At 59.1% G+C, this 26,014-nt stretch carries 23 protein-coding genes; 8 read left to right on the top strand and 15 right to left on the bottom strand.

Annotated elements, in window-relative coordinates; translation table 11 throughout:
• Window positions 1-124 precede the first annotated feature (124 nt).
• From ACR0MQ_RS20875 to ACR0MQ_RS20860, 4 genes are all read left to right on the top strand, one after another.
• Window positions 125-1,024 (top strand): phytanoyl-CoA dioxygenase family protein, encoded by a 900-nt coding sequence (locus ACR0MQ_RS20875; protein WP_480599368.1) that lies wholly within the window; start codon window positions 125-127, stop codon window positions 1,022-1,024.
• Between the two features lie 93 nt (window positions 1,025-1,117).
• Window positions 1,118-4,279: a valine--tRNA ligase gene (locus ACR0MQ_RS20870; protein WP_480610565.1), complete on the top strand. Its 3,162-nt coding sequence runs from the start codon at window positions 1,118-1,120 to the stop codon at window positions 4,277-4,279.
• A gap of 140 nt (window positions 4,280-4,419) precedes the next feature.
• Window positions 4,420-5,583: a benzoate/H(+) symporter BenE family transporter gene (locus ACR0MQ_RS20865; RefSeq protein WP_480610562.1), complete on the top strand. Its 1,164-nt coding sequence runs from the start codon at window positions 4,420-4,422 to the stop codon at window positions 5,581-5,583.
• Between the two features lie 39 nt (window positions 5,584-5,622).
• The gene (locus tag ACR0MQ_RS20860; RefSeq protein ID WP_170772719.1) at window positions 5,623-5,955 is read left to right on the top strand and encodes a DnaJ family domain-containing protein; all 333 of its coding nucleotides are present in this window, start codon (window positions 5,623-5,625) and stop codon (window positions 5,953-5,955) included.
• Here ACR0MQ_RS20860 and ACR0MQ_RS20855 read toward each other — a convergent pair whose 3' ends face one another.
• Together ACR0MQ_RS20855 and ACR0MQ_RS20850 are read right to left on the bottom strand one after the other, a co-directional pair.
• The gene (locus tag ACR0MQ_RS20855; RefSeq protein WP_480610559.1) at window positions 5,956-6,738 is read right to left on the bottom strand and encodes a crotonase/enoyl-CoA hydratase family protein; all 783 of its coding nucleotides are present in this window, start codon (window positions 6,736-6,738) and stop codon (window positions 5,956-5,958) included.
• 67 nt (window positions 6,739-6,805) lie between these two features.
• The gene (locus ACR0MQ_RS20850; protein WP_480610556.1) at window positions 6,806-7,876 is read right to left on the bottom strand and encodes an SMP-30/gluconolactonase/LRE family protein; all 1,071 of its coding nucleotides are present in this window, start codon (window positions 7,874-7,876) and stop codon (window positions 6,806-6,808) included.
• Window positions 7,877-7,969: 93 nt separating this feature from the next.
• Between ACR0MQ_RS20850 and ACR0MQ_RS20845 the strand changes: the two genes are divergently transcribed.
• Entirely contained in the window at window positions 7,970-9,079 is a 1,110-nt protein-coding gene (locus ACR0MQ_RS20845) for a pyridoxal phosphate-dependent aminotransferase (RefSeq protein ID WP_170772725.1), read from the top strand.
• 79 nt (window positions 9,080-9,158) lie between these two features.
• Here the strand turns inward: ACR0MQ_RS20845 and ACR0MQ_RS20840 are convergent, their stop codons facing one another.
• The 6 genes from ACR0MQ_RS20840 to ACR0MQ_RS20815 all read right to left on the bottom strand — a co-directional run bounded on the left by ACR0MQ_RS20840 (window position 9,159) and on the right by ACR0MQ_RS20815 (window position 17,983).
• On the bottom strand, window positions 9,159-10,349 hold the full coding sequence (locus ACR0MQ_RS20840; protein WP_480610553.1) for a pyridoxal-phosphate-dependent aminotransferase family protein: 1,191 nt from the start codon (window positions 10,347-10,349) through the stop codon (window positions 9,159-9,161).
• A gap of 51 nt (window positions 10,350-10,400) precedes the next feature.
• Window positions 10,401-11,033, bottom strand: coding sequence for a bifunctional 4-hydroxy-2-oxoglutarate aldolase/2-dehydro-3-deoxy-phosphogluconate aldolase (locus ACR0MQ_RS20835; RefSeq protein WP_170772728.1), 633 nt, complete (start codon window positions 11,031-11,033; stop codon window positions 10,401-10,403).
• A gap of 4 nt (window positions 11,034-11,037) precedes the next feature.
• On the bottom strand, window positions 11,038-12,843 hold the full coding sequence (gene edd / locus ACR0MQ_RS20830; protein WP_480610550.1) for a phosphogluconate dehydratase: 1,806 nt from the start codon (window positions 12,841-12,843) through the stop codon (window positions 11,038-11,040).
• A 2-nt stretch (window positions 12,844-12,845) separates the two neighbouring features.
• A complete protein-coding gene (gene zwf / locus ACR0MQ_RS20825; RefSeq protein ID WP_170772730.1) occupies window positions 12,846-14,291 on the bottom strand; it encodes a glucose-6-phosphate dehydrogenase in 1,446 nt (481 codons plus the stop codon).
• 164 nt (window positions 14,292-14,455) lie between these two features.
• Window positions 14,456-16,699 (bottom strand): phosphoenolpyruvate--protein phosphotransferase, encoded by a 2,244-nt coding sequence (gene ptsP / locus ACR0MQ_RS20820; protein WP_010441695.1) that lies wholly within the window; start codon window positions 16,697-16,699, stop codon window positions 14,456-14,458.
• Between the two features lie 45 nt (window positions 16,700-16,744).
• On the bottom strand, window positions 16,745-17,983 hold the full coding sequence (locus ACR0MQ_RS20815; protein ID WP_010441694.1) for an aspartate kinase: 1,239 nt from the start codon (window positions 17,981-17,983) through the stop codon (window positions 16,745-16,747).
• Window positions 17,984-18,137: 154 nt separating this feature from the next.
• Here ACR0MQ_RS20815 and ACR0MQ_RS20810 point away from each other — a divergent pair, with 154 nt between their 5' ends.
• Window positions 18,138-18,494 carry a hypothetical protein gene (locus ACR0MQ_RS20810; RefSeq protein WP_010441693.1) on the top strand — a complete coding sequence of 119 codons (357 nt, stop codon included), beginning with the start codon at window positions 18,138-18,140 and terminating at the stop codon, window positions 18,492-18,494.
• Here ACR0MQ_RS20810 and ACR0MQ_RS20805 read toward each other — a convergent pair.
• From ACR0MQ_RS20805 to ACR0MQ_RS20785, 5 genes are all read right to left on the bottom strand, one after another.
• Window positions 18,488-19,126, bottom strand: a complete 639-nt coding sequence (locus tag ACR0MQ_RS20805) for an SDR family NAD(P)-dependent oxidoreductase (protein WP_170772732.1) — start codon at window positions 19,124-19,126, stop codon at window positions 18,488-18,490. The genes ACR0MQ_RS20810 and ACR0MQ_RS20805 overlap by 7 nt on opposite strands.
• A gap of 3 nt (window positions 19,127-19,129) precedes the next feature.
• Window positions 19,130-19,591, bottom strand: coding sequence for a DUF1178 family protein (locus ACR0MQ_RS20800; RefSeq protein ID WP_010441691.1), 462 nt, complete (start codon window positions 19,589-19,591; stop codon window positions 19,130-19,132).
• Window positions 19,592-19,662: 71 nt separating this feature from the next.
• Complete coding sequence (locus tag ACR0MQ_RS20795; protein WP_260023036.1) at window positions 19,663-20,124, bottom strand: NUDIX hydrolase; 462 nt, start codon at window positions 20,122-20,124, stop codon at window positions 19,663-19,665.
• A 101-nt stretch (window positions 20,125-20,225) separates the two neighbouring features.
• Window positions 20,226-20,993 (bottom strand): EcsC family protein, encoded by a 768-nt coding sequence (locus tag ACR0MQ_RS20790; RefSeq protein ID WP_170473211.1) that lies wholly within the window; start codon window positions 20,991-20,993, stop codon window positions 20,226-20,228.
• A 53-nt stretch (window positions 20,994-21,046) separates the two neighbouring features.
• On the bottom strand, window positions 21,047-21,541 hold the full coding sequence (locus ACR0MQ_RS20785; protein ID WP_170772736.1) for a GNAT family N-acetyltransferase: 495 nt from the start codon (window positions 21,539-21,541) through the stop codon (window positions 21,047-21,049).
• Window positions 21,542-21,613: 72 nt separating this feature from the next.
• Here ACR0MQ_RS20785 and ACR0MQ_RS20780 point away from each other — a divergent pair, with 72 nt between their 5' ends.
• A complete protein-coding gene (locus ACR0MQ_RS20780; protein ID WP_170772737.1) occupies window positions 21,614-22,219 on the top strand; it encodes a flavin reductase family protein in 606 nt (201 codons plus the stop codon).
• 136 nt (window positions 22,220-22,355) lie between these two features.
• On the opposite strand, the gene ACR0MQ_RS20775 is transcribed toward ACR0MQ_RS20780, so the two are convergent.
• Complete coding sequence (locus tag ACR0MQ_RS20775) at window positions 22,356-23,990, bottom strand: SulP family inorganic anion transporter (RefSeq protein ID WP_170772739.1); 1,635 nt, start codon at window positions 23,988-23,990, stop codon at window positions 22,356-22,358.
• A gap of 205 nt (window positions 23,991-24,195) precedes the next feature.
• On the opposite strand from ACR0MQ_RS20775, the gene ACR0MQ_RS20770 reads away from it, so the two are divergent.
• Window positions 24,196-25,068 (top strand): S-methyl-5'-thioadenosine phosphorylase, encoded by an 873-nt coding sequence (locus tag ACR0MQ_RS20770; RefSeq protein ID WP_480610545.1) that lies wholly within the window; start codon window positions 24,196-24,198, stop codon window positions 25,066-25,068.
• Between the two features lie 2 nt (window positions 25,069-25,070).
• Here the strand turns inward: ACR0MQ_RS20770 and ACR0MQ_RS20765 are convergent, their stop codons facing one another.
• Window positions 25,071-25,928 carry an alpha/beta hydrolase gene (locus ACR0MQ_RS20765; protein WP_170772743.1) on the bottom strand — a complete coding sequence of 286 codons (858 nt, stop codon included), beginning with the start codon at window positions 25,926-25,928 and terminating at the stop codon, window positions 25,071-25,073.
• Between the last annotated feature and the right edge of the window lie 86 nt (window positions 25,929-26,014).

Raw genomic sequence — 26,014 nt, 5'->3', positions numbered from 1 at the left:
ATATGACAGATGCCCAAAGGTATTCCTCTCGGCTATCGCTCTAGCAGCTACCGTGCTGTTCTGGCTGTAAATCAATGAGTCTGGAGCCTAGGCTGAACCCATATTCAGTCTTGCGGAGGTTCCCGTGACCACAGAAATCAAGCTGACGAATGGCCGATTGAAGAGCCAAGCTGTCGAGGCCTATTGGGATGAGGGGTTTATCTTTCCGATCCCCGTGTTCTCTGCCGCAGAAGCCGCTGGGTTCCGTGCCGAGTTGGAAGATGTCGAAGCCAATTGGCGCGAGGCGGACCTGCCACTGCCATTGAACATGTACAAACGCATCAACGCGCATGTGGTGATGCCTCTGGCCACGCGCATTGCTCTGGACCCGCGCGTTCTGGACGTGGTCGAAGGTGTGCTGGGTCCCGATCTGCTGCTGTGGTCGGCTGAACTGTTCATCAAGGAACCGCGTACGACGCAGGTGGTGGGCATGCATCAGGATCTAACCTATTGGGGCATGGGCGAAACCTCGGACCAGTTGACCGCATGGATTGCACTGTCTCCGGCAACGGTTGAAAGCGGCTGCATGGATTTCGTGAAAGCCAGCCACAAGAATCCGATCCTGCCGCATAATGATACGTTTTCCGACAACAACCTGCTGTCGCGTGGGCAGGAAGTTGCAGTGGACGTTGCAGATGAGGACAAGACGCATATCGAGCTACAGACCGGTCAGATGTCACTGCATCACGGGCTGACGATCCACGGATCAGGTCCAAACGCGTCGGATGATCGTCGGATCGGTCTGGCCATCCGCTATCTCAACCCCAACGCGCAGCAAAAGGTCGCCGACCGTGACTACGCCATTCTGGCGCGCGGCGAAGACCGGGTGGGGAATTTCATTCACATCCCGGCGCCGAAGGAATTGTTTGCGCAAGACGCTCTGGACCTTCACGCGCACATTCGCGCCGATCAGGCCAAAGCGATGGCCCAGGGGGCAAGCGAGAAACTGCAGCTTTACGATCAGGCCCCATCGAATCCGGGCTGAGACGGGCCCGACTGCCGCGCAGGGCCTTCCCCTTCCCGCGTCCATTCGCTATTGCAGGCGCTGACCCGAATTTGTTGACGCAGGACGCATCCCATGGCGATGGAAAAGACATTCAACGCGGCCGAGGCCGAGGCCCGCATCTATCAGGCCTGGGAACAGGCCGGAGCCTTCAAGGCAGGCGCGAATAAATCGCGCGATGAGAGCTTTACCATCATGATCCCGCCGCCCAACGTGACGGGGGCCTTGCATGTGGGCCATGCGTTCAACAACACGCTGCAGGATATTCTGACCCGTTGGCACCGGATGCGCGGCTTTGATACGCTGTGGCAGCCCGGGCAGGACCACGCCGGTATCGCTACGCAGATGCAGGTCGAGAAGATGTTGGCGGCCACTCAGCAACCTAGTCGGCGCGAACTGGGGCGTGAGGCGTTTCTGGACAAGGTCTGGGAATGGAAAGGCGAGTACGGCGGCACGATCATCGAACAGTTGAAACGACTGGGGTCGTCCTGTGATTGGTCGCGCAATGCTTTCACCATGGCTGGCGCGCCGCGCGATCCGCGTTCCGGACACGAAAATTCTGCGAATTTTCACGACGCGGTCATCAAGGTCTTCGTCGAGATGTACGAAAAAGGTCTGATCTATCGCGGTAAGCGGCTGGTCAACTGGGATCCACATTTCGAGACCGCGATTTCGGACCTCGAAGTCGAGAATATCGAAGTCGCGGGCCACATGTGGCACTTCAAGTACCCGCTGGCCGGGGGCGAGACATACACTTACGTCGAGAAGGACGAAGACGGGAACATAGTGCTTGAGGAAGAGCGCGATTACATCTCGATCGCGACAACCCGCCCTGAAACCATGCTGGGTGATGGCGCGGTTGCGGTTCATCCCTCGGACGAACGGTACGCCCCCATCGTCGGCAAGCTTTGCGAAATCCCGGTTGGTCCGAAAGAGCATCGCCGTCAGATCCCGATCATCACCGATGAATACCCCGATCCCGATTTCGGTTCGGGTGCGGTGAAGATCACTGGGGCGCACGACTTCAACGACTATCAGGTCGCCAAACGTGGTGGCATACCGCTGTATCGCCTGATGGATACAAGCGGGCACATGCGGGCCGATGGCGCACCTTACGCGAACGAGGCGTACAAAGCCGGTCAATACGCACGCGGTCAGTCCTTTACCGAAGGTGAGATCGACGCGATCAACCTTGTTCCCGACCACCTGCGCGGATTGGACCGGTTCGAGGCGCGCGCCAAAGTGATCGACGAGATCACCAGCGAAGGTCTGGCTGTCATGACCCGTGCTGATGACCCGCGTCTGGGATCGACCGCGCTAAAGCCGGACCACGAAGGCGCGGACAAAACCGTTCCGCTGGTCGAATCCAAACCAATCATGCAGCCATTCGGCGACCGCTCAAAAGTCGTGATCGAGCCGATGCTGACCGATCAGTGGTTCGTCGATGCTGAAAAGGTCGTTGGCCCTGCACTGGATGCGGTCAAGGACGGCACCGTCAAGATCATCCCCGAGTCCGGTGAAAAGACGTATTACCATTGGTTGGAAAATATCGAACCGTGGTGCATCTCTCGCCAGCTCTGGTGGGGGCACCAGATTCCGGTTTGGTATGGCCTTGATCTATCGGCTGAGAACTTCAAGGACGACGAAAACGACGGCGACCTTGATCTAGTCGAATTGGGACGACTGCTGAACGAAGGCGGCATGCTCCACCGTGGCAACGTCATGGAATGTGCACCCAACTTTGACGCCGTTGTCGATAAATTCCTGGACGACAATGCCAATATCCCAAGCCCGCTGAGCCATGCGACCGTTATTGAGGTCGCCGACAAGCATGCGGCCATCCATCAATTCGCTGAAAGCCTTGCTCAGTACGCAGTCGAACAGGACCCGACCAAATTGGCGTATCCGGTCTGGCGCGATCCCGACGTCCTCGACACCTGGTTCTCCTCCGGCCTCTGGCCCATCGGCACGCTGGGCTGGCCCGAGCAGACCGAGGAGCTGGAGCGCTACTTCCCCACGGATGTTCTGATCACCGGCTTCGACATCCTGTTCTTCTGGGTCGCCCGGATGATGATGATGCAACTGGCCGTGGTCGATCAAATCCCGTTCCACACCGTTTACCTGCACCAACTCGTCCGCGACGAGAAGGGCAAGAAGATGTCGAAAACCACCGGCAACGTCATCGACCCGCTGGAGATCGTGGACGAATTCGGTGCAGACGCGCTGCGCTTTACCAACGCCTCGATGGCGGCAATCGGCGGCGTGTTGAAACTGTCGCGCGAGCGCATCACCGGTTATCGCAACTTCGGCACCAAGCTTTGGAATGCCGTCCGCTTTGCCGAGATGAACGAGGTCTTCACCGACAGCGTCCCGCAACTGGATGTGGCTGATCTGAAACCCAAAGCCGCCGTAAACCGCTGGATCATTGGCGAAACCGCACGCGTACGGGAAGAGGTCGACGCGGCGCTGGAAAGCTATCGCTTCAACGACGCGGCGAACGGGCTTTATGCCTTTGTCTGGGGCAAGGTCTGCGACTGGTATGTGGAGTTGTCCAAGCCGCTGCTGCAAGGCGACGATGCAGAAGCGCAGGCCGAAACCCGCGTCACCATGCGTTGGGTTCTGGATCAGTGCATGGTCCTGCTCCATCCGATCATGCCCTTCATCACCGAAGAGCTGTGGGGCCTGACAGGCAGCCGCGCCAAGATGGTCGTTCACGCCGACTGGCCGAGCTATTCCGCCGCTGACTTGGTGGATGCCGATGCGGATCGTGAGATGAACTGGGTGATCTCGGTGATCGAAAACACCCGCTCAGCCCGCGCGCAGATGCGTGTTCCTGCCGGCCTTTATGTCCCTATGCTGGTGACCGAGATCGACGCCCACGGGCAGGCTGCATGGGACCGCAATGAAGCGCTGATCAAGCGTCTTGCGCGGATCGACAGCCTGACCAAGGCCGATGAATTGCCCAAGGGGACCATCTCGATTGCCGCCCCAGGTGCGAGCTTTGGCCTGCCGCTGGCGGACATCATCGATATCGGCGCGGAAAAGGAACGGCTGGAGAAAGCCATGGGCAAGCTCGCAAAAGAACTTGGTGGTCTGCGCGGGCGACTGAACAACCCCAAATTCGTGGCTTCGGCCCCGGAAGAGGTTGTTGCTGAAGCCAAAGCGAATCTTGCAGCCCGTGAGGAAGAAGAAGCCAAGCTGAACGAGGCGCTTGCACGTCTGGCCGAGATCGCCTGATCCTCTACTTTTCATAAGCACTCAAAGTTCAAAAGCCCGCCGTTCTCCCGGCGGGTTTTTACTGTGCAATGACGTATTTCACCTTGTTCGCAGCAGCTTGTGATTGTTAGCAAGTGCGGGTGGTTATAGCCGAGGACAGGATGACACGCGCATTTCCCCCAATGCAGACCGTTTCGACCGGGCTGGTCGTGGCCATCGTCGGGTTCTTCAGCTCATTCCCAATTGTGTTGCAGGGGCTGAACGCGATGGGAGCCTCATCGCAGGAAGCCGCCTCGGGCCTGATGAGTGCAGCCATCGCTATGGGGCTGGCCGCCATTGTGTTGAGCCTGTTTCACAAGCTACCAATCAGCGTTGCCTGGTCCACGCCAGGTGTCGCGCTGCTGGCTGTGTCTGCTACACCGACCGAAGGGTTTTCAGGCGCAATCGGCGCATTCCTTTGCGCCGGAGCCCTGACCGTTCTGGCAGGGCTGTGGAAACCGCTTGGTCGGTTGGCTGCAGCAATCCCAATCACTCTGGCGCAAGCGATGCTGGCAGGCGTGCTCTTGCCGCTTTGCCTTGTACCATTCAAAGCGGCGGTCGAGATCCCATGGCAGGCGTTGCCGGTGATCATAACATGGTTTATTGCAGGCCGTTTCAATCGGTTGATCGCGGTTCCGGCAGCTGTGGTCGCGGCGGCTATCATTGTATCGCTGAACGCCGGAGATGCTCAATTGATGCCAGATCGTCTGATCGCTGCTCCGGTCTGGACCATGCCCACGTTCTCGGTCGCATCTGCCATCGGAATCGGCGTACCGCTGTTTATCGTCACGATGGCGACACAGAACATTCCCGGCGTCGCTGTGATGCGCAGCTTTGGCTTCGATCCAGTTCCCGGCCGGTTGTTTTCATCCGTCGGTGGCGCAAGCATGCTCTCGGCCCCCTTTGGAGCGCCCGCAACCTGTCTGGCTGCGATCACCGCGGCGATGTGTTCCAATGAGGACAGCCATCCTGACCCGGCGCAGCGCTATTGGTCCGCCGTAATGGGGGGTGTGTTTTACTGCCTGTTCGGCGTCTTTGCGGTGGCAATCACAAGCTTTGCTGCCCATGCCAACCCATTGCTGATGGGTACTCTGGCAGGGGTTGCTCTGATCGGGGTCATGGCCAACGCCATGCATGCCGCGTTGGATATCCCTACCGAACGCGAGGCGGCAATTCTGACCTTGGTCATCACCGCCTCTGGCATCACGGTCTTTGGATTGGGTGCGGCGGTCTGGGGGCTTTTGGCCGGCGGAATAGCGTATGTCGTGACAAACAGAGTGCGGTAATCCCTTTCGCCGGACCGTAACAGGCAGTAGAATACAGACATGTTCGGATCGCTTGGAAAACTGGTGGAACGCCAGATTAAGAAGGCACAGGCCGAGGGTCAGTTACAGGGGCTTGAAGGCGAAGGTGCGCCGCTTCCTGACCGTTCAAGTGAGGCGCAAGGTGATCCTGCCATTGCCGCTGGTCACCGGATCATGGCGCAGGCCGGGGTTCTGCCGGAAGAGTTCAACATCAAGAAACAGCTCGACGCGGCACGCAAGGATTACGCTGTTCTGACGGATCCCGAAGAGCGCAAGTCGGCGATGTCCCGCATCGCCGATCTGGAGATGAGATACAATATGGCCCGCGATGCGCGACGCAGTTTTATGCGGTGACTACTTGAACTCGGGCTTGCGGCCCTGCATCTGCGCCATGACAACCTCCATCTGATCTGGCTTTCCAATCAGGTCGACCTGCTCAGAGGATTCGGCCATCAGCACATGTGCGCGGTCTCGGGTTTCGGCCACATCGATCAGACGCTTGGCGGCACGGATGGCCGAGGGGCTTTTGCCCGTGATATCCTCGGCCAGCGCAAGTGCCTCGGTCAGCGGATCATCCGAGAGTTTCGTCACCAGCCCCCAGTCTGCGGCCTGCGGCGCACCGATCGGACGGGCGGTATAGGTCAGAAGGCGCAGAACGTCCGAACGAACAAGCTCAGGCAGCAGCACCATCCCACCCATGTCAGGAATGAGACCCCATTTCATCTCCATCACCGACAGCTTGGCCTCGGGGTGCGCGATGCGGATATCCGCACCCAGCGCGATCTGCAGGCCACCACCATAGGCAACGCCCTGAATGGCGCAGATTACCGGGACCGGGACACGCCGCCAGATCAGGGCAATCTCCTGGAGCTCATTGGCATCTTCGTGGCTGCGGGTCATCAGCCATTCGGTCGGGTCTGTTTGGGCCATGCTGGCAAAGCTGGCCATATCGAGCCCGGCGCAGAAGCTTTTGCCCTCTCCCGACAGCACCACCGCCCGGATATCGGCGGCGGCGACCTCTTGCCCCGCCGAGAGGATCGCCTTGATCATCGCATCGTCCAAAGCGTTCATATTGTCGCCGCGAGTCAGCGTGACATGGGCGATGTGATCTTTGTATTCGACGGATACGCGGGACATGGGACCTCCGGTGCGTTCTTTGTTGCGTCAAGCATGCCAGTAAGAGGCAAGCAGCGCTACAACGACGTCAGGGCAAATCGGCGATCGGCATCCGACCAAACCAAGGAGAGTCCAGTGTCATTACATAGAACTGGTCGCCAGCCGCCTGGCCCGCAGTGGTGATGCCCAGCCGCCCTTGGGGGTCTTGCAGCGTACGCAGGATGGTTCCGTCACCATCAAACTGCACCAGCATACCGCGGTGGATCGGCGCGGGGCGCACCTTGGGTCCCAACCGCCAGATCACCTTGCGTAGGAAGGGATAGGGCATCAGCTTTTCCGCGGGCACGCGCGGGCTGGCGAATGCCATCCAATAGGTGCCGTCACCTTGCGCTTTGATGTTGTCCGGATAACCCGGCAGGTTATCCAAAAGAACCTCTTGTGCTCCGGCTTTGGGGCCGGCCAGCCACAGCTTGTGCACCCTTGCCCGACCCGTCTCGGCAATCAGCAGGAAATCTTCATCCGGTGAAAGAGCAATGCCGTTGGTGTAGACGAACCCTTCGGCGATCTTTTCGACACTGCCGTCAGACGAATAACGTGCCACATAGCCGGTTGGCGATTGCTCCCAGATCGTCATGACCGAGGTGGGTTTGGTGCCGCCCATGGTTTCAGGATCGAACCGGTTTGAGGAGTTCGAGAAATAGACCGTGCCGTCCTTTGCCACGTCGAGGTTGTTGGCATAGATGATAGGCGCGCCATCGATCTCGGAGACCAGTGTTTCCAGCGTTCCGGGCCCGACCCAGCGCATCAGCCCTCGAAAGCTGTCGGCGATATAAAGCGCGCCATCTGGTCCCGCCCGCAGACCCAGGGGGCGGCCGCCAAGTTGATCGACCTCGGCCGGCTGATCACCGTCGATGCGATAGAGGGTGCCGGATTGGCCGGTGGTATAAACCGCGCCGTCTGGCATCACTGCGATGTCTTCTGGGCCAATCTCCCCCGCCGGTAGCGAGATCAACTGCGCTGTGTCGAGATAGTTGTTTTCGGCAAAATCGCCCGTGAATCCGGGCGGTTCGGGTGGCTCGTAGGCCACTGGGTCAACCGGGACCGGCCAGAACACGAGATAGGCAAGACCGATAAGAACAAGTGCCAGTATATAACGCATGACGCCTCCGAACTGCGGTTGCGGGCACACTGACTGTGATTGCATCAGCGTGCAAGGCTTGCCCCACTGCGGCGGTTGCGCTTATCTGCCGCCATGACCGGTCCTCGTTACACCCCGCTTGCCCAATCCCTGCCCGCAACCGTGCCATTTGTCGGCCCCGAAACGCAGGAGCGTCAGCGTGGCGCGCCCTTTATCGCCCGGATCGGTGCAAATGAGAGCGTGTTTGGCCCCTCGCCGCGCGCCATAGAGGCGATGCAGCGGGCGGCGGATGAGATATGGATGTATGGCGATCCTGAGAATTACGAATTGCGCCACGCGCTGGCCGCGTATCATGGGGTAGCGCCAGAGAATATCGTTGTCGGCGAAGGCATTGATGGCTTGCTGGGCTATCTGGTTCGGCTGTTGGTCGGGCATGGAGATGCGGTTGTGACGTCGGACGGGGCGTATCCCACCTTTAACTACCATGTGGCGGGGTTCGGAGGGGATTTGCACAAGATTCCCTATCGCGACGATCACGAGGACCCGGAGGCGTTGTTTGCCAAAGCAGCAGAGGTGAACGCAAAGCTGGTCTATCTGGCCAACCCTGACAACCCGATGGGCACTTGGCATTCCGGCGCGGATATCGTGGCCGCGATGGAAGCATTACCAGAAGGCTGCGTGCTGGTTCTGGACGAGGCGTATGTAGAATGCGCCCCGGAGGGCACCGCCGCGCCTGTTGCGGCTGATGATCCGCGGGTCATCCGAATGCGGACGTTTTCCAAGGTCTATGGGATGGCCGGGGCTCGGGTTGGCTATGCCATCGGTGCGCCCGGGTTGATTTCCGCCTTCAACAAAGTGCGCAACCATTTCGGTATGAACCGGGCTGCCCAACCCGGGGCTTTGGCCGCGCTTGAGGACAGCGATTGGCTGGCGCAGGTTCAGGATCGGATCGCCGACGCTCGGGATCGGATCGCGCAGATTGCAAGGTCCAATGGGTTGGAACCTTTGCCATCAGCCACGAATTTCGTGGCGATTGATTGCGGGCGCGATGGGGTGTTTGCCAAGGCCGTGTTGGACGCGCTGGTGGAACAGGGAGTGTTTGTGCGCATGCCGTTCGCGGCACCCCAGAACCGTTGTATTCGCGTGAGTTGTGGGAGAGAGGTAGAGATGGTCGCATTCGAGGCTGCTTTGCCCAAGGCCTTGGTGAAGGCCCGGTCTGTTTAGAGGGCTGTCTGCCCCCCATCGCGCTGAAGCGCGATTCCCCCGAGGATATTTTTGGCCAGATGACGACGCGGATCGGGTATTAGGTTGCCAATGCGGCAGCGGCGGCTTCAAGCGCGCCTTTGCCGCGGGGAATGTCGAGCGCGGCCATCGCCGTTTCGACGCCACCCAGCATGGCCATGACCATCTGGGCATTCACGTGGCCCATGTGACCAAGGCGGAAACAGCCGTCCCAGTCTTCCATTCCCAGACCGATGCCCAGCGTCAGACCCAGTTGGGTTTCGGTATAGCTGCGCAGCGGCGTGCCACGCCCTTTAGTCAGGCGGAGGGCAGTGACGGCGTGGCTTCGATGGGCCGGATCGGCGACATTGAATTGCAACGCGCCACCTTGCGCCCAGATTTCACAGGCGGCCCAGATGGCCTTTGCCAGGTGTTCGTGGCGGGCCCAGACCTGTTTGATCCCTTCGCTGTGGATCAGGTCGAGCGCGGCGCGCAGACCGTAGAGGTGGTGTGTTGGCGCGGTGCCGTTGAAATACTGGTAGAACAGATCGGGATGCGCGCGCGGCTGCCAGTCCCAATATTGCGAGACGCGGGGCATTGAAGCGCGTTTGGCTTGCGCTTTGTCGTTGAAGAAGACGAAGCCGGTGCCTGCCGGGGTCATCAGCCCCTTTTGGCAGGCAGTCACCGTGACGTCGACACCCCAGGCATCCATCTCGAACCGATCGCAGCCCATGGATGCAATGCAGTCGGCCATCAGCAAAGCGGGGTGGTCGAGGTCGTCGAGCAAGGCGCGCAGGGCTGGGATATCGTTGCGGATCGATGTGGAGGTATCGACGTGAACCGCAAGCACGGCCTTGATTTTGTGGCTGGAGTCGGCGCGCAATGCTTCGGCGATGCGCTCGAGATTCCAGGGAGAGGACATGCCGAAATCAATCAATTCGACCTTGGCGCCGATCCCCTCGGCCATCTCGGCCCAACCGTGGGTGAAGCGGCCCGAGGCCGGGGCCAGCACGGTTTCGCCGGGCGCGATCACGTTTGAGAGCGCGGCCTCCCACGTGCCGTGGCCGTTGGCGATGTAGATGGCGACGTTGTGCTGGGTTCCGGCAACGCGTTTAAGGTCATGCGTCAGCGCGGGCATCATCTCAATCAATTCGCCGTCATAGATATTGGGCGACGGACGGTGCATCGCCTGTAGCACCGCGTCTGGCATGACCGAGGGGCCAGGGATGGCCAGATACTCGCGCCCTTGCGCGAGGGAGATTTGGTTTGTCATGAGGGCAACCTGTTTGAATTGAGGCTTACCCTAGCGTTTCGCCCTGCGACGTCAATCCACCAGACTGGCGGCCTCGCGCGCAAGTGTTTCGATTCCAGCCCAGTCGCCAGTTTGTACCATTTGTTTGGGCGCGACCCAGCTGCCGCCTGCGCAGGCAACATTCGACAGAGACAGGTAATCGAGAGCGTTTGAGGGCGACACACCGCCCGTGGGGCAGAAGGTGATTTGTGGAAGTGGCGCTCCGATTGCTCTCAAAGCGGGCGCTCCGCCTGAGGCCTCGGCAGGGAAGAATTTCAGCATATCATAGCCCTTTTCCAGCAGTGCCATAGCTTCGCTTGCGGTGGCCGCGCCGGGCAAAAGGGGCAGGTCTTCGGCTTCGCAGGCGGCGATCAACGCATCGGTTGCGCCCGGTGAGACACCGAACTGCGCCCCCGCATCTTTGGCGGCGCGGACGTCTTCGGGGGTGACGAGTGTACCCGCACCTACAACACCGCCGGGGACGTCTGCCATTGCGCGGATCGCATCCAGCGCAGCTGGAGTTCGCAGGGTGACTTCGAGCGCCGGGAGGCCACCAGCGACCAAAGCTTCTGCCAGAGGGCGCGCATGGGCCGCGTCGTCGACGACCAGGACTGGGACAATCGGGGCCAGCGCGCAGATCTCGCGGGTGCGTTGAGTTTTGGACATGGGGTTACACTCCGAAAATGCTGGCGCCGGTGTCGGCTGAGCCGACATTCTGGCGGAAGGCGCCGAAGAGGTCACGGCCAACGCCGTGTTGGTTTGCAGTGAGGTCTGCAGTAGCAGGTGCACGGTCGAGAACTCCGGGGGTCAGGATTTCCAACTCGCCCTTGATCGCATCGACGCGCAAAAAATCACCGTCCTGCAGATAGGCGATGGCTCCGCCGTCCAGCGCCTCGGGGCAAACATGGATGGCAGCGGGAACCTTGCCAGAGGCACCGGACATCCGGCCATCAGTGACCAGAGCCACTTTCTGCCCCCTGCCCTGCAGGATTGACAAGATCGGCGTCAGAGAGTGGAGCTCGGGCATGCCATTGGCCTTGGGGCCTTGGAAGCGGACGACGACGATAACGTCATCGGTGAATTCTCCGGCCTTAAACGCGGCTTTCACGGCGTTCTGGTCGTGGAACACACGCACGGGTGCTTCGACCACTTGGTGTTCGGGCGCAACCGCCGAGACCTTCATGACGCCCGTGCCCAGATTGCCGGTCAGGCGCGACAGACCACCGGTGGGCTGGAATGGATCGTTGGCGGGGCGAACGATTTTTTCGTTCAGGCTGTGGCCCGCGCCGTCTTCCCAGATCAATTCGCCGTCTTTCAGTTTCGGTTCCTTGGTGTAGTTATGCAGGCCCTGACCGGCGACGGTGAGCGTGTCGGGGTGTAGAAGGCCGTCTTCCAACAGAGTACCGATGGCAAAGCCCAACCCACCAGCGGCATGGAAATGGTTCACATCCGCCAGACCGTTGGGATAGACTCGCGCGACCAAAGGCACGACGGCGGAGATGTCCGAAAAATCCTCCCAATCCAGCACGATACCACCGGCACGCGCCATGGCGATCAGGTGGATCAGTAGGTTGGTGGAACCGCCGGTGGCCATCAGGCCAACGATGCCATTGACGAAAGCACGCTCATCAAGGATCTGGCAGACGGGCGTGTAGTGATTGCCCAACGCACTGAGGGAAAGGGCGCGACGCGCACCTTCTTCGGTCAGCGCATCGCGCAGGGGCGTGTTGGGGTTGATAAAGCTGGAGCCCGGTAGGTGCAGGCCCATGAACTCCATCAGCATCTGGTTGGTGTTCGCGGTGCCGTAAAACGTACAGGTTCCAGGGCCATGATAGGCGGCCATTTCGGCCTTCATAAGTTCCTCGCGGCCCACTTCTCCGGCAGCGAATTTCTGGCGAATCTTGGCCTTTTCGTCGTTTGGCAAGCCGCTTGTCATCGGGCCTGCAGGTAGGAAGACGGCGGGCAGATGGCCGAAGGCTTGTGCGCCGATGATTAGGCCGGGTACGATCTTGTCGCAGACACCGAGAAAAACGGCGGCGTCATAAGTATTGTGGCTCAGCGACACGCCCGTCGCCAACGCGATCACGTCACGCGAGAACAGGGACAGTTCCATCCCCGCTTCACCTTGTGTCACGCCATCGCACATTGCCGGAACCCCGCCCGCAACCTGCGCGGTGCCGCCTGCTGCGCGGATCGCATCACGGATCAGGCCGGGGTAGCGTTCGAAGGGCTGGTGAGCTGAAAGCATATCGTTATAGGCGGTGACGATGCCGAGGTTTCCCGCAGTGCCGGTTGCCATGGAATCCTGGTCCTCACCAGCACCCGCATAGGCATGGGCCTGCCCACTGCAGGACAGATGCGCGCGGGCTGGGCCTTTTGACCGGGCCTGTTCCATCCTCTCAAGATGCGGGCCGCGCAGGTCAGCGCTGCGGTCGATGATGCGTTTGGTGACGTCGGATATAACTGTGTTGACCATGATTATCCTCCGATCTGACGCCAGCGACGCCCGTCACGATGCATCAGCATCAATGCTTCTTCAGGCCCCGAGCTGCCCTGATCGTATTTCGCGGGCTTGTCGCCACGCTCTTCCCAGCCGTGAATGATGGGATCAACCCAGGCCCAGGCGGCCTCGGCCTCGTCACCCCGCATAAACAGGGTCTGGTCACCTCGGATCACATCCATGATCAGGCGCTCATAGGCGTCAGGGGATTGGCCATCGTCGCCCAAAGCGTCGGCGAAGCTCATGTCCAGCGCCACATCGGACAGGCGGAACCCGCCCTGCCCCGGTTCCTTGATGGTGGTGCGGAGCGTGATGCCTTCGTCCGGTTGCAGGCGGATTACCAACACGTTGCCGTGCAAAGGGCCAACGTTCGGGAAGATCGTGTGCGGTGGGTCGCGGAAAAACACCGCGATCTCGGATTCGCGCGCCCGCAGGCGCTTGCCCGTGCGCAGATAGAATGGCACTCCGGCCCAACGCCAATTGCCAATATGGGCCTTGAGCGCAATAAAGCTTTCGGTACGGCTGGCAGGATTACCAACGTGATCAAGGTACCCATCGCCCCCTTTTTCGGTGCGGTATTGGCCACGAGCGATATCCTTGGGTTCCACCGGCTCCAGCGCTTCGATCACTTTGACCTTCTCATCGCGCACAGCGTTGGGTGAGAATTTCGAAGGCGGCTCCATCGCCGTCAGGCACAGCAATTGAACCAGATGGTTCTGGATCATGTCCCGCATTGCTCCGGACTGATCGTAATAAGCACCGCGCCCTTCGACGCCTACGGTTTCGGCCACGGTGATCTGGACGTGATCGACATGGGTGGCGTTCCAGAGCGGTTCGAATAGAGAGTTGGCAAAGCGCAGGGCCATCAGGTTCTGCACGGTTTCCTTACCCAGATAATGGTCGATACGGTAAATCTGATGCTCTTCGAAACAGGCGCGCAGGCCCTCATTCAATGCTTTGGCTGATGCAAGATCGTGACCAAAAGGTTTCTCGACTACGATACGACTGTCCGGCGTGGCCAGTCCGTTATCGTTCAGACGTTGTGCGATACCTGAGAAGAGACTTGGGCCGACGGACAAATAAAATGCGCGCACCACATCCGGACGCAGTGCCTTAGCCAAATCGGGCCAACCCGCATCACCCAGTGCATCAACCGGAACATAATCGACGCGAGAGAGAAAGCGATCAAGCGTGTCTTTTTTGAATCCTGGCGCAAACTCTTGCATCGAAGTACGCAGCTGTTCGCGGAACCCATCGCTGTCCATGTCGGATCGGGCGGTTCCGATGATGCGCGCATCCTCCGGCATCTGGCCGACCTCGAACCGGTGATACAGGCCCGGCAGGATCTTGCGTTGCGCCAGATCGCCCGTCGCGCCGAACAAAACAAGGTCGAACGGATCAACCGGAATTACGCGTGAGACCATTGCAAGGCTCCTTTCGACTTCCCCGCCAGATTAGGCAAGGATTCAGTCCGGGACTTAACGCATGTGCGTCATAATTCATGTTATCGCTAACATTCATCGGCTGAATAAGAAACCCGAACGCAAAAATCAAGCTCGGATTTACAATCAACATCGCAGAAGGCCGGTCAGGATTGTGTCCGCAGCCAATCCATCACCGCAGGTCGCACGGATTGTTCGCCGCGATGGCGGGCATCGGCGATAATCTTGCGCACTTCCTGAAGGTTCGATCGCAGCATCAGGCTTTTGACCGGCCCGATTGAAGCGGGGCGCATCGACAGCGTCCGAATACCCATCGCAGCGAGGCACAGCGCCTCGACCGGGCGACCGGCATCTTCACCACAGAAGCTAAGCGGAGTTTCGGAAATCGCGCATCGTTCCACAATACGTTCGATAAAACTCAGAAAGCTGACGTTCAACGTATCATAACGACGACGCACCAGCTCATTCTCGCGGTCGGCGGCGAAGAAGAATTGTTTCAAGTCGTTGCCACCGATCGAGATAAAGCCCACCTCGTCAAAGAACTTCTGTGGCGCAAAGGCGAGCGAGGGCGTTTCCAGCATCGCCCCAACCTCGAGTGTTTCGGGCAAGACGTGACCCAGCCGACGTTCACGTTCGATGGTTTTCTTGACCTCCCAGCGCGCTTCCCTGAATTCATCTGCCTGCGCGACAAACGGGAACATGACCGTCAGGGGTCGCCCATCGGCGGCACGGATCAGCGCCTGTAGCTGCATCCGCATCACGCCGCGTTTGTCGAGTCCGACGCGAATCGCGCGCCAGCCCAGCGCCGGATTCGGTTCTTCCACGTGCTTCATGTAGGGCAGAACCTTGTCTGACCCGATATCCAGTGTTCGGAACACCACTCGCTTTTCGCCCGCCGCATCCAGGACCCGTTTGTATTGCGTTACAAGCTCGGATCGTTTCGGCATCTGATTGCGGATCAGGAATTGCAATTCGGTGCGGAACAGACCCACGCCTTCGGCACCCGAGTTATTCAGTGATGGCAAATCAGCCATCAAACCCGCGTTCATCACCATGTTGATACGCGCACCATCCTGCGTCACTGTCGGCGTTTCGCGGATCGACGCGTAGCGTTCCTGCGCCTTAGCCTCCATAGCGATCTTGTCGCGGAAGGCACTGACCACGGTGTCTTCAGGGCGCAGATGCACAACGCCGCTATCCCCATCAACCAGAATGTGATCACCATTCAGTGCTTCGGTTGTGATACGGCCCACATGCACCACCAGCGGGATCGCCAGAGCGCGTGCCACGATGGTTGCATGGCTGCCAACCGAGCCTTCTTCCAACACGATGCCTTTGAGCGATCGGCCATATTCCAGCAAGTCTCCAGGGCCGATGTTGCGGGCGATCAGAATAGGATCGGGCGGTAGATCAGCCCCGTTGCCATTGCCCTGACCGGTCAGAATCCGCAGTAACCGGTTGCTGAGGTCATCCAGATCTGCCAGCCGTTCACGCAAATACGGATCGGTGACCTGCCCCATGCGGGCGCGGGCCTGGGATTGCTCTTTCTCAACCGCCGCCTCGGCGCTGAGGCCAAGGGCGATGTCTTCCTCCATCCGGCGCATCCAGCCCTTGGAGTTGGCAAACATCCGGTAAGCTTCCAGAACCTGCAACTGCTCCTTGTCGCCGCCCTGAGAAATCTCGAGCATCTTGTCTACGCCAACGCGTAGCTCTTCAACTGCCTCGGTCAGCCGCTCGCGCTCACGATGCGGATCCTCAGCGATTGGGTTGGTGACGACAACGCGTGGCTCGTGCAGCCAGACATGACCTTCTGCAGACCCTTCCTGCGCAGGTCCCCCGTTCAATTGCACCGACTGCTGATGAAGCGGTGACAAGGCTGCGCCTTCGCCCACGAACGCGCCCAGTTCGGCCATTTCAGCCAGAACCATCGCGACCACTTCCAGCGCATAGACCTCATCCGCTGAAAACTCGCGCGCGTCCCGTGACTGCACAACCAGTACGCCAAGCTTCTGCCCCAGACGCTGCACCGGAACACCCAGGAACGACGAATACCGTTCCTCGCCGGTTTCCGGCATGTACCGAAACCCCTTGGCTGACGGCGCATCGGCGGTATTGACCACCTTGCCGTATTTGGCGACGCGCCCAACCAGCCCCTCACCCATGCGCATCCGGGTCTGGTGCACGGCTTCGGGTGATAAACCTTCTGTGGCGCAAAGCTCCAGCGTGTCTTCATCGCGGAACAGATAGATCGAGCACACTTCGCGTTCGGTACTGTCTGCGATCAGATGCGTGATCCGGTCAAGACGTTCCTGACCGGCGGCCTCGCTGGCCATTTCTTCGCGCAGCCGCCCCAGCAGCTTGCGAGATTCTGTTTCCGTGCCTTCCGCCATGGCCCACCCACGTTACGGTTTCAGACGGGACACGTGGCTGAAAACTCAGGCCGCCTTGTCCAGTTCAAATGCATCATGCAGTGCCTGAACCGCAAGTTCCATGTATTTCCTGTCGATCAGGACGGAAATTTTTATCTCGGAGGTTGTAATGACCTTTATGTTGATCCCCTCATCCGAGAGAATCTTGAACATCTTGGCCGCAACACCGGATTGCGAGCGCATGCCGATCCCCACAACCGACACCTTGCAGACATCTTCGTCAGCAACCAGTTCGGCATAGTTCAGCTCACCCTGTTCCTTGATCGCCAGCAGGGCCTTTTCGGCCCGCGCAACCTGATTGGTCGGGCAGGAGAACGTCATGTCGGTACGCCCTTCGTCCGAGATGTTCTGGACGATCATGTCAACGTTGATGCCTTCATCGCTGAGTGCGGTGAAGATGATCGAGGCGATTCCGGGACGGTCGGCAACCGAGACAACGGTCATCTTTGCCTCATCCCGTGAATAGGCCACGCCCGAGACTACATTGGATTCCATGATTTCCTCCTCGTCGACGACCAGCGTACCAGCCTCGTCGGATTGTTCCTCAAAGCTTGAGAGAACGCGCAGTTTCACCTTGTAGCGCATCGCCAGCTCGACCGAGCGGGTCTGCAGCACCTTGGCCCCAAGAGAGGCCAGTTCGAGCATTTCCTCAAACGAGATCCGATCCAGTTTGCGCGCTTTCTCGCAGATGCGCGGGTCGGTGGTGTAGACGCCGTCCACATCTGTGTAGATATCACAGCGCTCGGCGTCGAACGCTGCAGCGAATGCAACGGCGGTGGTATCAGACCCACCGCGGCCCAATGTGGTGATCCGTCCTTCGGGGCTGATGCCCTGAAAGCCTGCCACCACCGCAACACGCATGCCTTCGTCAAACTTCTGAGTAATGTTCTCCGGCGGGATCTCTTCGATCCGGGCGGCCGAATGGGCGCCGTTCGTGATCAGAGGCACCTGCCAGCCCTGCCAACTGCGCGCCGGGATTTCCATTTCTTGCAGCGTCAACGCCATCAGGCCTGCGGTAACATTTTCACCCGAAGAGACAACGGCATCGTATTCTCGCGCATCATAGAGGGGCGAGATTTCATCGACCCAACCTACCAGCTCGTTGGTTTTACCCGACATGGCCGAAACGATGACGATCACGTCATAGCCCTTGGCGACCTCGACACCGACCCGTTTTGCAGCGCGGCGGATCCGGTCCAGATTGGCGACCGACGTGCCGCCGAATTTCATCACGAGTACGGGCATGAGGCCAAAGTCTCCGCGCCTTGAATTTCTGATCCCGTGCGTCTTATGCGAGGGGGGGCGTAAGGGCAAGTGGGCAAAGTCTGCGCAGCAGTGCTTTACTTTGATCGCACGTGATGTAAGCGTTCCATCAACATCTTATTCCAAGAGGATTTCCATGTTCCGCTTTGCCCTTGCCCTGACTCTGATCTCAACCGCTGCCAATGCCCAAGTGGCCACCCTGTCGGGAACGGACGGTGAGAATTCACTGGGCACGGTACCTTGCGCGGCTTTGGCGGGTGACACACTGGCCAGCTGTCCTGCCGAATTGCGCAAGCGTGAAGATGGAACCGCGACGCTGGCGGTACAGTTGAACACCGGCGAGGTGCGGCGGATCTATTTTACCAAGGGCGTGCCTGATTCCAGCAGTTCGACATCGAATCTGACATATGAAACACGCGGCGACATTATGGTAATTTTCATCGAGCCCGGAGAAGTCTATGAACTCCCCAAAGCGGCCTTGAACACTCAGTAAGGGTGCGCGCGACCGTCCCATGTTTCAAAACAACCGGTGGTGTCGAGCGAAAGCGCCGCAAAGCGCTCGATCAGGCCATCCGCCGCTTGATCTACGCTGATCTCTGCGCTGGTTCCGCCCATATCGGTCTGCACCCAACCCGGATGATAGATTCCGACCGCGATTCCATCTGCCTGTAGATCCGACGCAAGGTTGCGACCCAGATTCAGAACCGCTGCTTTTGAAGCGCGATAGATATAGCTGCCACCGGGTGCGCGCGTATGTGATGCCATCTGAGAAGAGACAATCGCAATTCGTCCCCGCCCCGCACGCAGGTTCGGCAATAGTGATTGAACAGTCAGGAACACGCCGGTCACATTGGTGGCGAAGCTCTGCGCCCACATCTCAGCAGGATAACCGTTAAGGTCGTGACCTTTATCCAAATACACACCCGCATTGCAGATCAGAAGATCGATCGGGCGACCTTGTAATTGCTCGGCCATCGCCGCGTGATGGGCCGGATCCGTGACATCTAATACGATGTCGGCACTACCGTCTCGCGACGTCCCTATCACATCTTGGCCTGCGGCACGGTATTGATCCGCCAGGGTTTTTCCGATCCCCCGGTTCGCGCCAGTAATAACGATATGCATTTATCAGTTGGTCTTACGGCTGGGGACAAACGGCAGTGGCGCGACGGGCACGCCATCTTCAATCAGTGACTGCGCCTCTTCGGGCTGTGCCTCACCATAGATGGCGCGCTCGGGCGCATCACCCAAATGTATTTTGCGCGCCTCGCTGGCGAAATCCTTGCCTACATAGTCAGAGTTTTCTTCGACCTTGCGACGCAGTTCGCTCAACACTTCTTGGATCTCGGGCGAAGGTTTTGCCATATTGATCTCATCTGCTGGCGCTGGCGTCGGCGCCGGAGTTGTATTGGCAACGGTATCTCGTGCAGGCCGAACCCGCGGTGTCATGATCGCCTTTTCCACCTGATCGCAACCACAAACGGCGCAGGTGACCAACCCGGTGTTTGCCAACTTGTCAAACGCAGCGGCTGATTGGAACCAGCTATCAAAGCTGTGGCCTTGGCTACATTTTAATGCGTATTGAATCATGGTGTTTCCAATTTACGGTTGGCGAATAGATACCGACCAACATGGCAATATCAAGTCTTGATCTTGACCCACTAGTGCGAATGGCCACCGAATCCGTCCAAAAGTGCAGCAAGCTCAGGGGATGACACCTTCGCCGATGCTTTTTCAGGCGAATACCACTTCCTTCTGCGTTTACCGGCTTCGGGGAAACGAGTTTCCATTTGCTGTACATACAGCGGAAAAACATCGACCAGACACAACGCAGAGGCATTGTTAGATCGCTTCTTTACGTATGCAAATCGGCCCAGACTTTCAGTTCCACATTTTCCAAGCACGCCCGCCTCTTCCCAGGCCTCCCGCGCGGCAGTTTCTGGCGCAGATAGCCCGTTGATGAGCCACCCTTTTGGAATGATCCAGCGTTGCGCCCGACGGGTCGTGATCAACAAAATTTCAGGCGCACCACATTTGATGCGATAACAAAGTGCAGCAGATTGGGTAAACACAGGCAGCGCCCCGGACAGAGAAAGCCCCTCTGCCGAAAGCCTGCTAGCCACGCCACTGCGCCCGTCAAACACGGTTCATACCTACTGCTCGCTCCGCTTATGTTGCGGTTTATAAAGTGATATTTATCATATCTGGTGGAATCTGCCAAGCATTACGGGAAAGTTCCTTGCCTAAGGTCCATCCGTCCCGACAATCGGCGCACCAACTCGTCATGAGGGATGTCGGCGTCAATTGCCAATCGACGGAGCCCGAAATGCACCTGCGCGATCTGCTGATAGTAGCGGGTATAAATAAAGTTCGTGCCACCCCCGGCAAGCGCACCAAGCAGCGGTACGGACTGCGCCGCGAGCTTCTGGCCCAGCACGACCGACAAGCGCGGAGCAACCAGCGCAATCAGGCGCTGCATGGTTGGCCCCGTCAGGGTCAGACGCATCGAGAAAAAGCCCAGATCAGCCCCATCATCCTCGGCCAGCGGTCCTGCGGCTGACAGCACCCGGATCGAGTCGAATTTCACGTTTTCAGCCTTCGGATCGAACCCTTCGCGTGCTGCCGCGCCTTGGATGGCACGTAGCATCATTGCTGTGGTCGCGGGCAGTTCAACCAAAGCTGTTGACACGCCGCCCAGGCCTCCGGCTGCGCCCATGGCGGTAGTCAGCGCCGTATTGACCCAAGGTTTCTGATCCGGCACCGCCCGGCGCGTGCCTTCGGCGGCATGCATGGCCAGCCAAAGCGCCTGTTCGGTTGCTTCGGTCAGTCCTTCCCGCACTGGTTTTGGCAGCTGATCCAGCAGGGATTCTGCAGACCCGCCCAATTTGTTCAACAGGTTTACCCCCGCACCACCTGCCGATCCATAAAGTTGCGCCAGCCGGTCAAGTTCGGCCTCGGGATCGAGTTTTTCGACAAGAACGACGTCCTGCATCTGTGCCCTCCTGTCTTGAAAACATCGGCACTTTGCAGCGGGTTTTCAATGGGTCAACGAGTCCAACGGGTGACAACCCCTTGGATTCCGGACCAAACTCCGGGTGTCAGCTCTAACCCAAGCACACGATCCGGGTTGGTCGGCGGAGGCATTTCGACACCGGAAAGTCGATTGAAACCAAATCGTGCATAATAGGGCGCATCACCCACCAGCATGATCCGATCCCACCCTTTGGCGCGCCCGGCTTCAACACCCTGATGGATTAAATAGCCACCCAGCCCCTCGCCCTGATGGGTTGGATGCACGGCCACCGGACCCAGCAACAGCGCGTCGTGATCGCCCACATGGACAGGCCAAAACCGGATCGCGCCCGCCAGAATTTCCAGCCCGTCACGCGCGACCAGCGACAGCCCGGCAACCGGCGGCACATCATCGCGCAGCCGATAGGACGATAACGCCTCGCGGCCTGGTGCAAAGCACAGGTCATAGAGCGCTTCGACCTCCCACCAGTCCTCTGGCTCTTCCGGCCTGATCTTGAATTGCTGCACGCGCGCCCTCTTATCCTTGCTGGAAATCGCCCTAGCACTTCGATAGGCCTTGGGCAAACGCTTGGAGTCCATATGTTCTATCGCCCCGAAGACGGCCACGGCTTGCCGCACAACCCGTTCAACGCCATCATCACGCCGCGCCCCATCGGCTGGATTTCATCGCGCGATGCAGAGGGGATCAACAACCTAGCCCCCTATTCCTTCTTCAACGGCGTCGCTTACACCCCACCGCAGGTAATGTTCGCGACAACCGGCACCAAACACGATCAGAACGGTGGTAAAGACAGCATCGCCAATATCGAGGCCACAGGCGTGTTCTGCGTCAACGTCGTGGCGCATGCGCATCGCGACGCGATGAATGCCAGCTCAGAGGGTTTGGAGAAGCACGTCGATGAGTTCGCCCATGCCGGGCTGACCCCGATTGAATGCGAAACGATCGCCTGCTCGCGGGTCGCAGGCGCACCCGCAGCGCTGGAATGTAAACTAACGCAGATCGTGACCCTACCCGGTGAGGCCAACCGAGTTGTTTTTGGTGAGGTTACCGGCGTGCACCTGCATGACGACCACATCCGCGACGGCAAGTTTGACGTAACCTCATTCAACCCTCTCGCGCGGTTGGGGTATCGGGATTATTCTGTAGTAACCGAGTTGTTCTCGCTCAACCGTCCCGACGACTGAAGCATTGGCATGGGGGCCAGCCCCCGCCGCCCTTCGGGCGACTACCCCGAGATATTTTTAGCCAGGTGAAGCACGAGATCCGCTCTTCATCTGGCCTTAAATATCCCGGAGCGCGAGGCAGAGCCTCGCAAAATACTCAGTGACCGCCCAAAATACCCGTGCGGACCGAATAATCGACGGCCAATTCGTAATCCGGGTCGTCATCGCTATCGACCATCAGATGGCCCGCCTTGTTCAACAGCGTATGGCAGTCGCGGCTCAGGTGCCGCAGCATGACGCGTTTGCCGGCCGCCTCGTATTTGGCGGCGATGTTTTCGATGGCCTGTAGCGCGGATTGGTCCACCACACGGCTGGCGGCAAAATCGATAATCACAGTCTCGGGGTCGTTCGGCACGTCGAACAATTCCACAAAACCCTCGGACGAGCCAAAAAACAGCGGGCCTTGGATCTCGTAGACCTTTGCACCTTCTTCGGTTTCCGAGTCGCGTGTGACCGCGTGGATGCGTTTGGCGTTGTTCCAGGCATACGCCAGTGCCGATACGATCACTCCAACCACAACGGCCACCGCAAGGTCTTCCATCACCGTCACGACGGTCACGAGAACGATGACGAAGGCGTCCATCAAAGGCACCTTGCGCATGATCTTCAGCGAGTTCCAGGCAAAGGTTCCGATCACCACCATGAACATCACACCCACCAGCGCGGCCAACGGAATCTGCTCGATCAGGGGCGAGCCCACAAGGATGAAGAACAACAGGAACAGTGCGGCGGCGATACCTGCGATACGCGTCCGTCCGCCGGATTTTACGTTGATCATCGACTGACCAATCATAGCACAGCCACCCATGCCGCCGAAAAAGCCGGTGACGACGTTTGCTGTGCCTTGCGCGATGCATTCCTGCGAGGCTCCACCGCGTTTGCCGGTGATCTCACCAACAAGGTTCAGGGTCAGCAGGGATTCGATCAGACCAATTGCGGCAAGGATCAGGGCGTAGGGCAGGATGATCTCAAAGGTCTCCCACGTCAGCGGCACCATCGGAATGTGGAAGCCGGGCAGGCCGCCCTCGATCGAGGCCAGATCGCCGACACGAGGGACATCCAGACCGATACCGATCACCAGCGCGGCCACAACCACGATCCCGGCCAGAGGCGCAGGGATGACACGCGTGATGCGAGGCATGACCCATATCACCGCCATGGTCAGCGCAACCAGACCCAGCATCGTGTAGAGTTGTAGGCCTGACAGCCACTCACCGCCGCTCATGCCGTGGCCGGTGTTTTCCATGGTTCCGGGCACTTTGAACTGCCCCAGCTGCGCCAGAAAGATCACGATCGCCAGACCGTTCACAAAACCCAGCATCACCGGATGCGGCACAAGGCGGATGAACCGGCCCCAGTGCATTGCTCCTGCGATAATCTGCATGATCCCCATCAGGACAACGGTCGCGAACAGGTATTCGACCCCGTGTTCCGCGACCAGAGCGACCATGACAACCGCTAGTGCCCCGGTTGCGCCCGAAATCATGCCCGGACGGCCACCGATCAGCGCGGTGATCAGACCAACCAGAAATGCCGCGTACAATCCGACCAGAGGGTGCACCCCCGCAACAAAGGCAAAGGCCACAGCTTCGGGGACCAGAGCCAAAGCGACGGTGAGGCCAGACAAAAGCTCGATCCGCAGGCGGGAAAAGGTTAGCCCTTCGTCCGGGACCCAGCGCAAATCGGGTTTGGCTATACGATTGGCAAAGCTTGCCAGCATGGCTCGGGGCATGGATCGGTCCTGTTGGTCGGTTTTGTTCGCGCGAAAGGGGCCTTCTAGCGGTCAAACCAGCCTCGAGATACTGCGTTAAGCGGGACCCTGATATGCGCCCGGCGCATAGCTTGACGCAGGTGCACACAAACCGTTGAACCTACTTGTCAAATGAGGCCGTGGCCCGCAGAACTCACCAAGAAGATAATTTCAATGGAGAGCAAACGTGACCCAAACAAAAATCGCCGTCATCGGAGGATCGGGTATCTATGACATCGATGGTCTGGAAAATGCCGAATGGGTCACTGTGGAGACACCATGGGGCGATCCCTCAGATCAGATTCTGACCGGGTCACTGGACGGTATTGAGATGGCCTTTCTGCCGCGTCACGGGCGCGGTCATGTGCATTCACCAACCGAAGTGCCCTATCGCGCCAATATCGACGCGTTGAAGCGGCTGGGCGTAACGGATGTGATTTCGGTGTCGGCCTGCGGGTCATTCCGCGAACCTATGGCGCCGGGTGATTTCGTGATCGTGGATCAGTTCATCGACCGGACATTTGCCCGCGAAAAGAGCTTTTTCGGAACCGGCTGCGTCGCCCATGTGAGCGTTGCCCATCCAACTTGCCCACGCCTGTCGGATGCCTGCGAGACAGCTGGCAAAGCCGCAGGCATCAATATCCATCGGGGCGGCACTTATCTGGCGATGGAGGGGCCGCAGTTTTCCTCTCTGGCGGAATCAAAGATGTATCGCGAGCACTGGGGCTGTGATGTGATCGGCATGACCAATATGCCGGAAGCGAAACTCGCCCGCGAGGCCGAGCTTTGTTATGCCTCGATCGCCATGGTCACCGATTATGACAGCTGGCACCCGGACCACGGCGAGGTCGACGTAACCGCAATCATCGCCACGCTGACCGGCAACGCCGAGAAAGGCCGGGCGCTGGTCAAAGGCCTGCCCGCCTTATTGGAGGCCGAACGTGTGCCCTGCCCGCATGGCTGCGACCGGGCGCTGGAATATGCCATCCTGACTGCGCCAGAAAAACGTGAACCGGCCTTGTTGGCCAAGCTGGATGCGGTGGCTGGGCGGGTCCTATGATCTCAGTCCTGAGACAGGTTCTTTTGTACCTCGTCCCACAGGCCATATGACCACAGATCGTTGTGGGTTCCGTCCGGGATCACGTAAAGCTGCGCGATATCAGACATCTCGGCCAGAGCCTGTCCGTGGTGCAGCGGGATGGTTTCATCCTCGGTGCCGTGAAAGATCAACGTCGGCACCGTGATCTGTTCGATCAGGTCGCGGGTGGCAAACTGATCCTTCATCAGGACAGAGACAGGAAGAAACGGATAGCGTTCCGCAGCGACATCGACGGTTGCAGTGAATGGGGCTTCGAGCACAAGCAATTCCGCCTCGGGGCGCTCAGCAGCAACGGCGGCCGCGATGCCGGTGCCGAGGCTTTGTCCGTGCAAAACAACGGCTTCACCCTTTCCGGTCAGCCGGTCAAAAAGTTGCACGCCATCAGAGATCAGCGCCAGTTCCGAAGGCTCACCCTCGCTGCCCGGAAAGCCACGATAGCTGGGGGCCAGCAAGCCATAGCCTGAGTTGAGAATTTCGCGCAAACGATCAGCGCGATCACCCAGATTGCCGCTTTGGCCGTGGAAAAACAGGACTGTCGGTGCATCGGGAACCGCAGCCGGCGCGGTCCAGACTGTCAGCACTGTGCCATCGGTCATCGGGACCGATTGCATCTCAACATCTGCCAATCCAACGCTGGACGGGTCGGGCAATTCACCATCGGGTTTGTAAAGCAGAGATTGCTGGTTAAGAAACATGTAACCGACGATGCCTGTATAGATGATCGCACCGGTCAGCAGCAGCCCAACCAGAATGTCTTTTACACGCTCAACGCCAAAGTGGCTGGAACTTGTCTTAGTATCTGCATGTTGTGTTTGAACCATTGCCCCCTCCTTTTGTCGTACTGCGAGTGTGGGAAGTCTTAAGCGCGTTTCAAGATGCATGAGCCAAGCTTCATCCAATCTTAAAT

This window comes from Ruegeria sp. AN6 (assembly GCF_056540425.1).
Note: the sequence above shows the minus strand (reverse complement) of the source record. Positions and strands in the feature narration are given on the sequence as shown.

Excerpts from the sequence above, each read along its gene's own strand:
- ACR0MQ_RS20775 (WP_170772739.1), bottom strand. The coding sequence starts at position 23,990 with ATGCCCCGAGCCATGCTGGCAAGCTTTGCCAATCGTATAGCCAAACCC.
- ACR0MQ_RS20845 (WP_170772725.1), top strand. The coding sequence starts at position 7,970 with ATGACCGGTCCTCGTTACACCCCGCTTGCCCAATCCCTGCCCGCAACC.
- ACR0MQ_RS20870 (WP_480610565.1), top strand. The coding sequence starts at position 1,118 with ATGGCGATGGAAAAGACATTCAACGCGGCCGAGGCCGAGGCCCGCATC.
- ptsP (WP_010441695.1), bottom strand. The coding sequence starts at position 16,699 with ATGGCGGAAGGCACGGAAACAGAATCTCGCAAGCTGCTGGGGCGGCTG.
- ACR0MQ_RS20815 (WP_010441694.1), bottom strand. The coding sequence starts at position 17,983 with ATGCCCGTACTCGTGATGAAATTCGGCGGCACGTCGGTCGCCAATCTG.
- ACR0MQ_RS20855 (WP_480610559.1), bottom strand. The coding sequence starts at position 6,738 with ATGTCCCGCGTATCCGTCGAATACAAAGATCACATCGCCCATGTCACG.
- ACR0MQ_RS20865 (WP_480610562.1), top strand. The coding sequence starts at position 4,420 with ATGACACGCGCATTTCCCCCAATGCAGACCGTTTCGACCGGGCTGGTC.
- ACR0MQ_RS20835 (WP_170772728.1), bottom strand. The coding sequence starts at position 11,033 with ATGTCCAAAACTCAACGCACCCGCGAGATCTGCGCGCTGGCCCCGATT.
- ACR0MQ_RS20850 (WP_480610556.1), bottom strand. The coding sequence starts at position 7,876 with ATGCGTTATATACTGGCACTTGTTCTTATCGGTCTTGCCTATCTCGTG.
- ACR0MQ_RS20780 (WP_170772737.1), top strand. The coding sequence starts at position 21,614 with ATGTTCTATCGCCCCGAAGACGGCCACGGCTTGCCGCACAACCCGTTC.
- ACR0MQ_RS20800 (WP_010441691.1), bottom strand. The coding sequence starts at position 19,591 with ATGATTCAATACGCATTAAAATGTAGCCAAGGCCACAGCTTTGATAGC.
- ACR0MQ_RS20765 (WP_170772743.1), bottom strand. The coding sequence starts at position 25,928 with ATGGTTCAAACACAACATGCAGATACTAAGACAAGTTCCAGCCACTTT.
- ACR0MQ_RS20805 (WP_170772732.1), bottom strand. The coding sequence starts at position 19,126 with ATGCATATCGTTATTACTGGCGCGAACCGGGGGATCGGAAAAACCCTG.
- ACR0MQ_RS20840 (WP_480610553.1), bottom strand. The coding sequence starts at position 10,349 with ATGACAAACCAAATCTCCCTCGCGCAAGGGCGCGAGTATCTGGCCATC.
- ACR0MQ_RS20860 (WP_170772719.1), top strand. The coding sequence starts at position 5,623 with ATGTTCGGATCGCTTGGAAAACTGGTGGAACGCCAGATTAAGAAGGCA.
- ACR0MQ_RS20790 (WP_170473211.1), bottom strand. The coding sequence starts at position 20,993 with ATGCAGGACGTCGTTCTTGTCGAAAAACTCGATCCCGAGGCCGAACTT.
- ACR0MQ_RS20810 (WP_010441693.1), top strand. The coding sequence starts at position 18,138 with ATGTTCCGCTTTGCCCTTGCCCTGACTCTGATCTCAACCGCTGCCAAT.
- edd (WP_480610550.1), bottom strand. The coding sequence starts at position 12,843 with ATGGTCAACACAGTTATATCCGACGTCACCAAACGCATCATCGACCGC.
- zwf (WP_170772730.1), bottom strand. The coding sequence starts at position 14,291 with ATGGTCTCACGCGTAATTCCGGTTGATCCGTTCGACCTTGTTTTGTTC.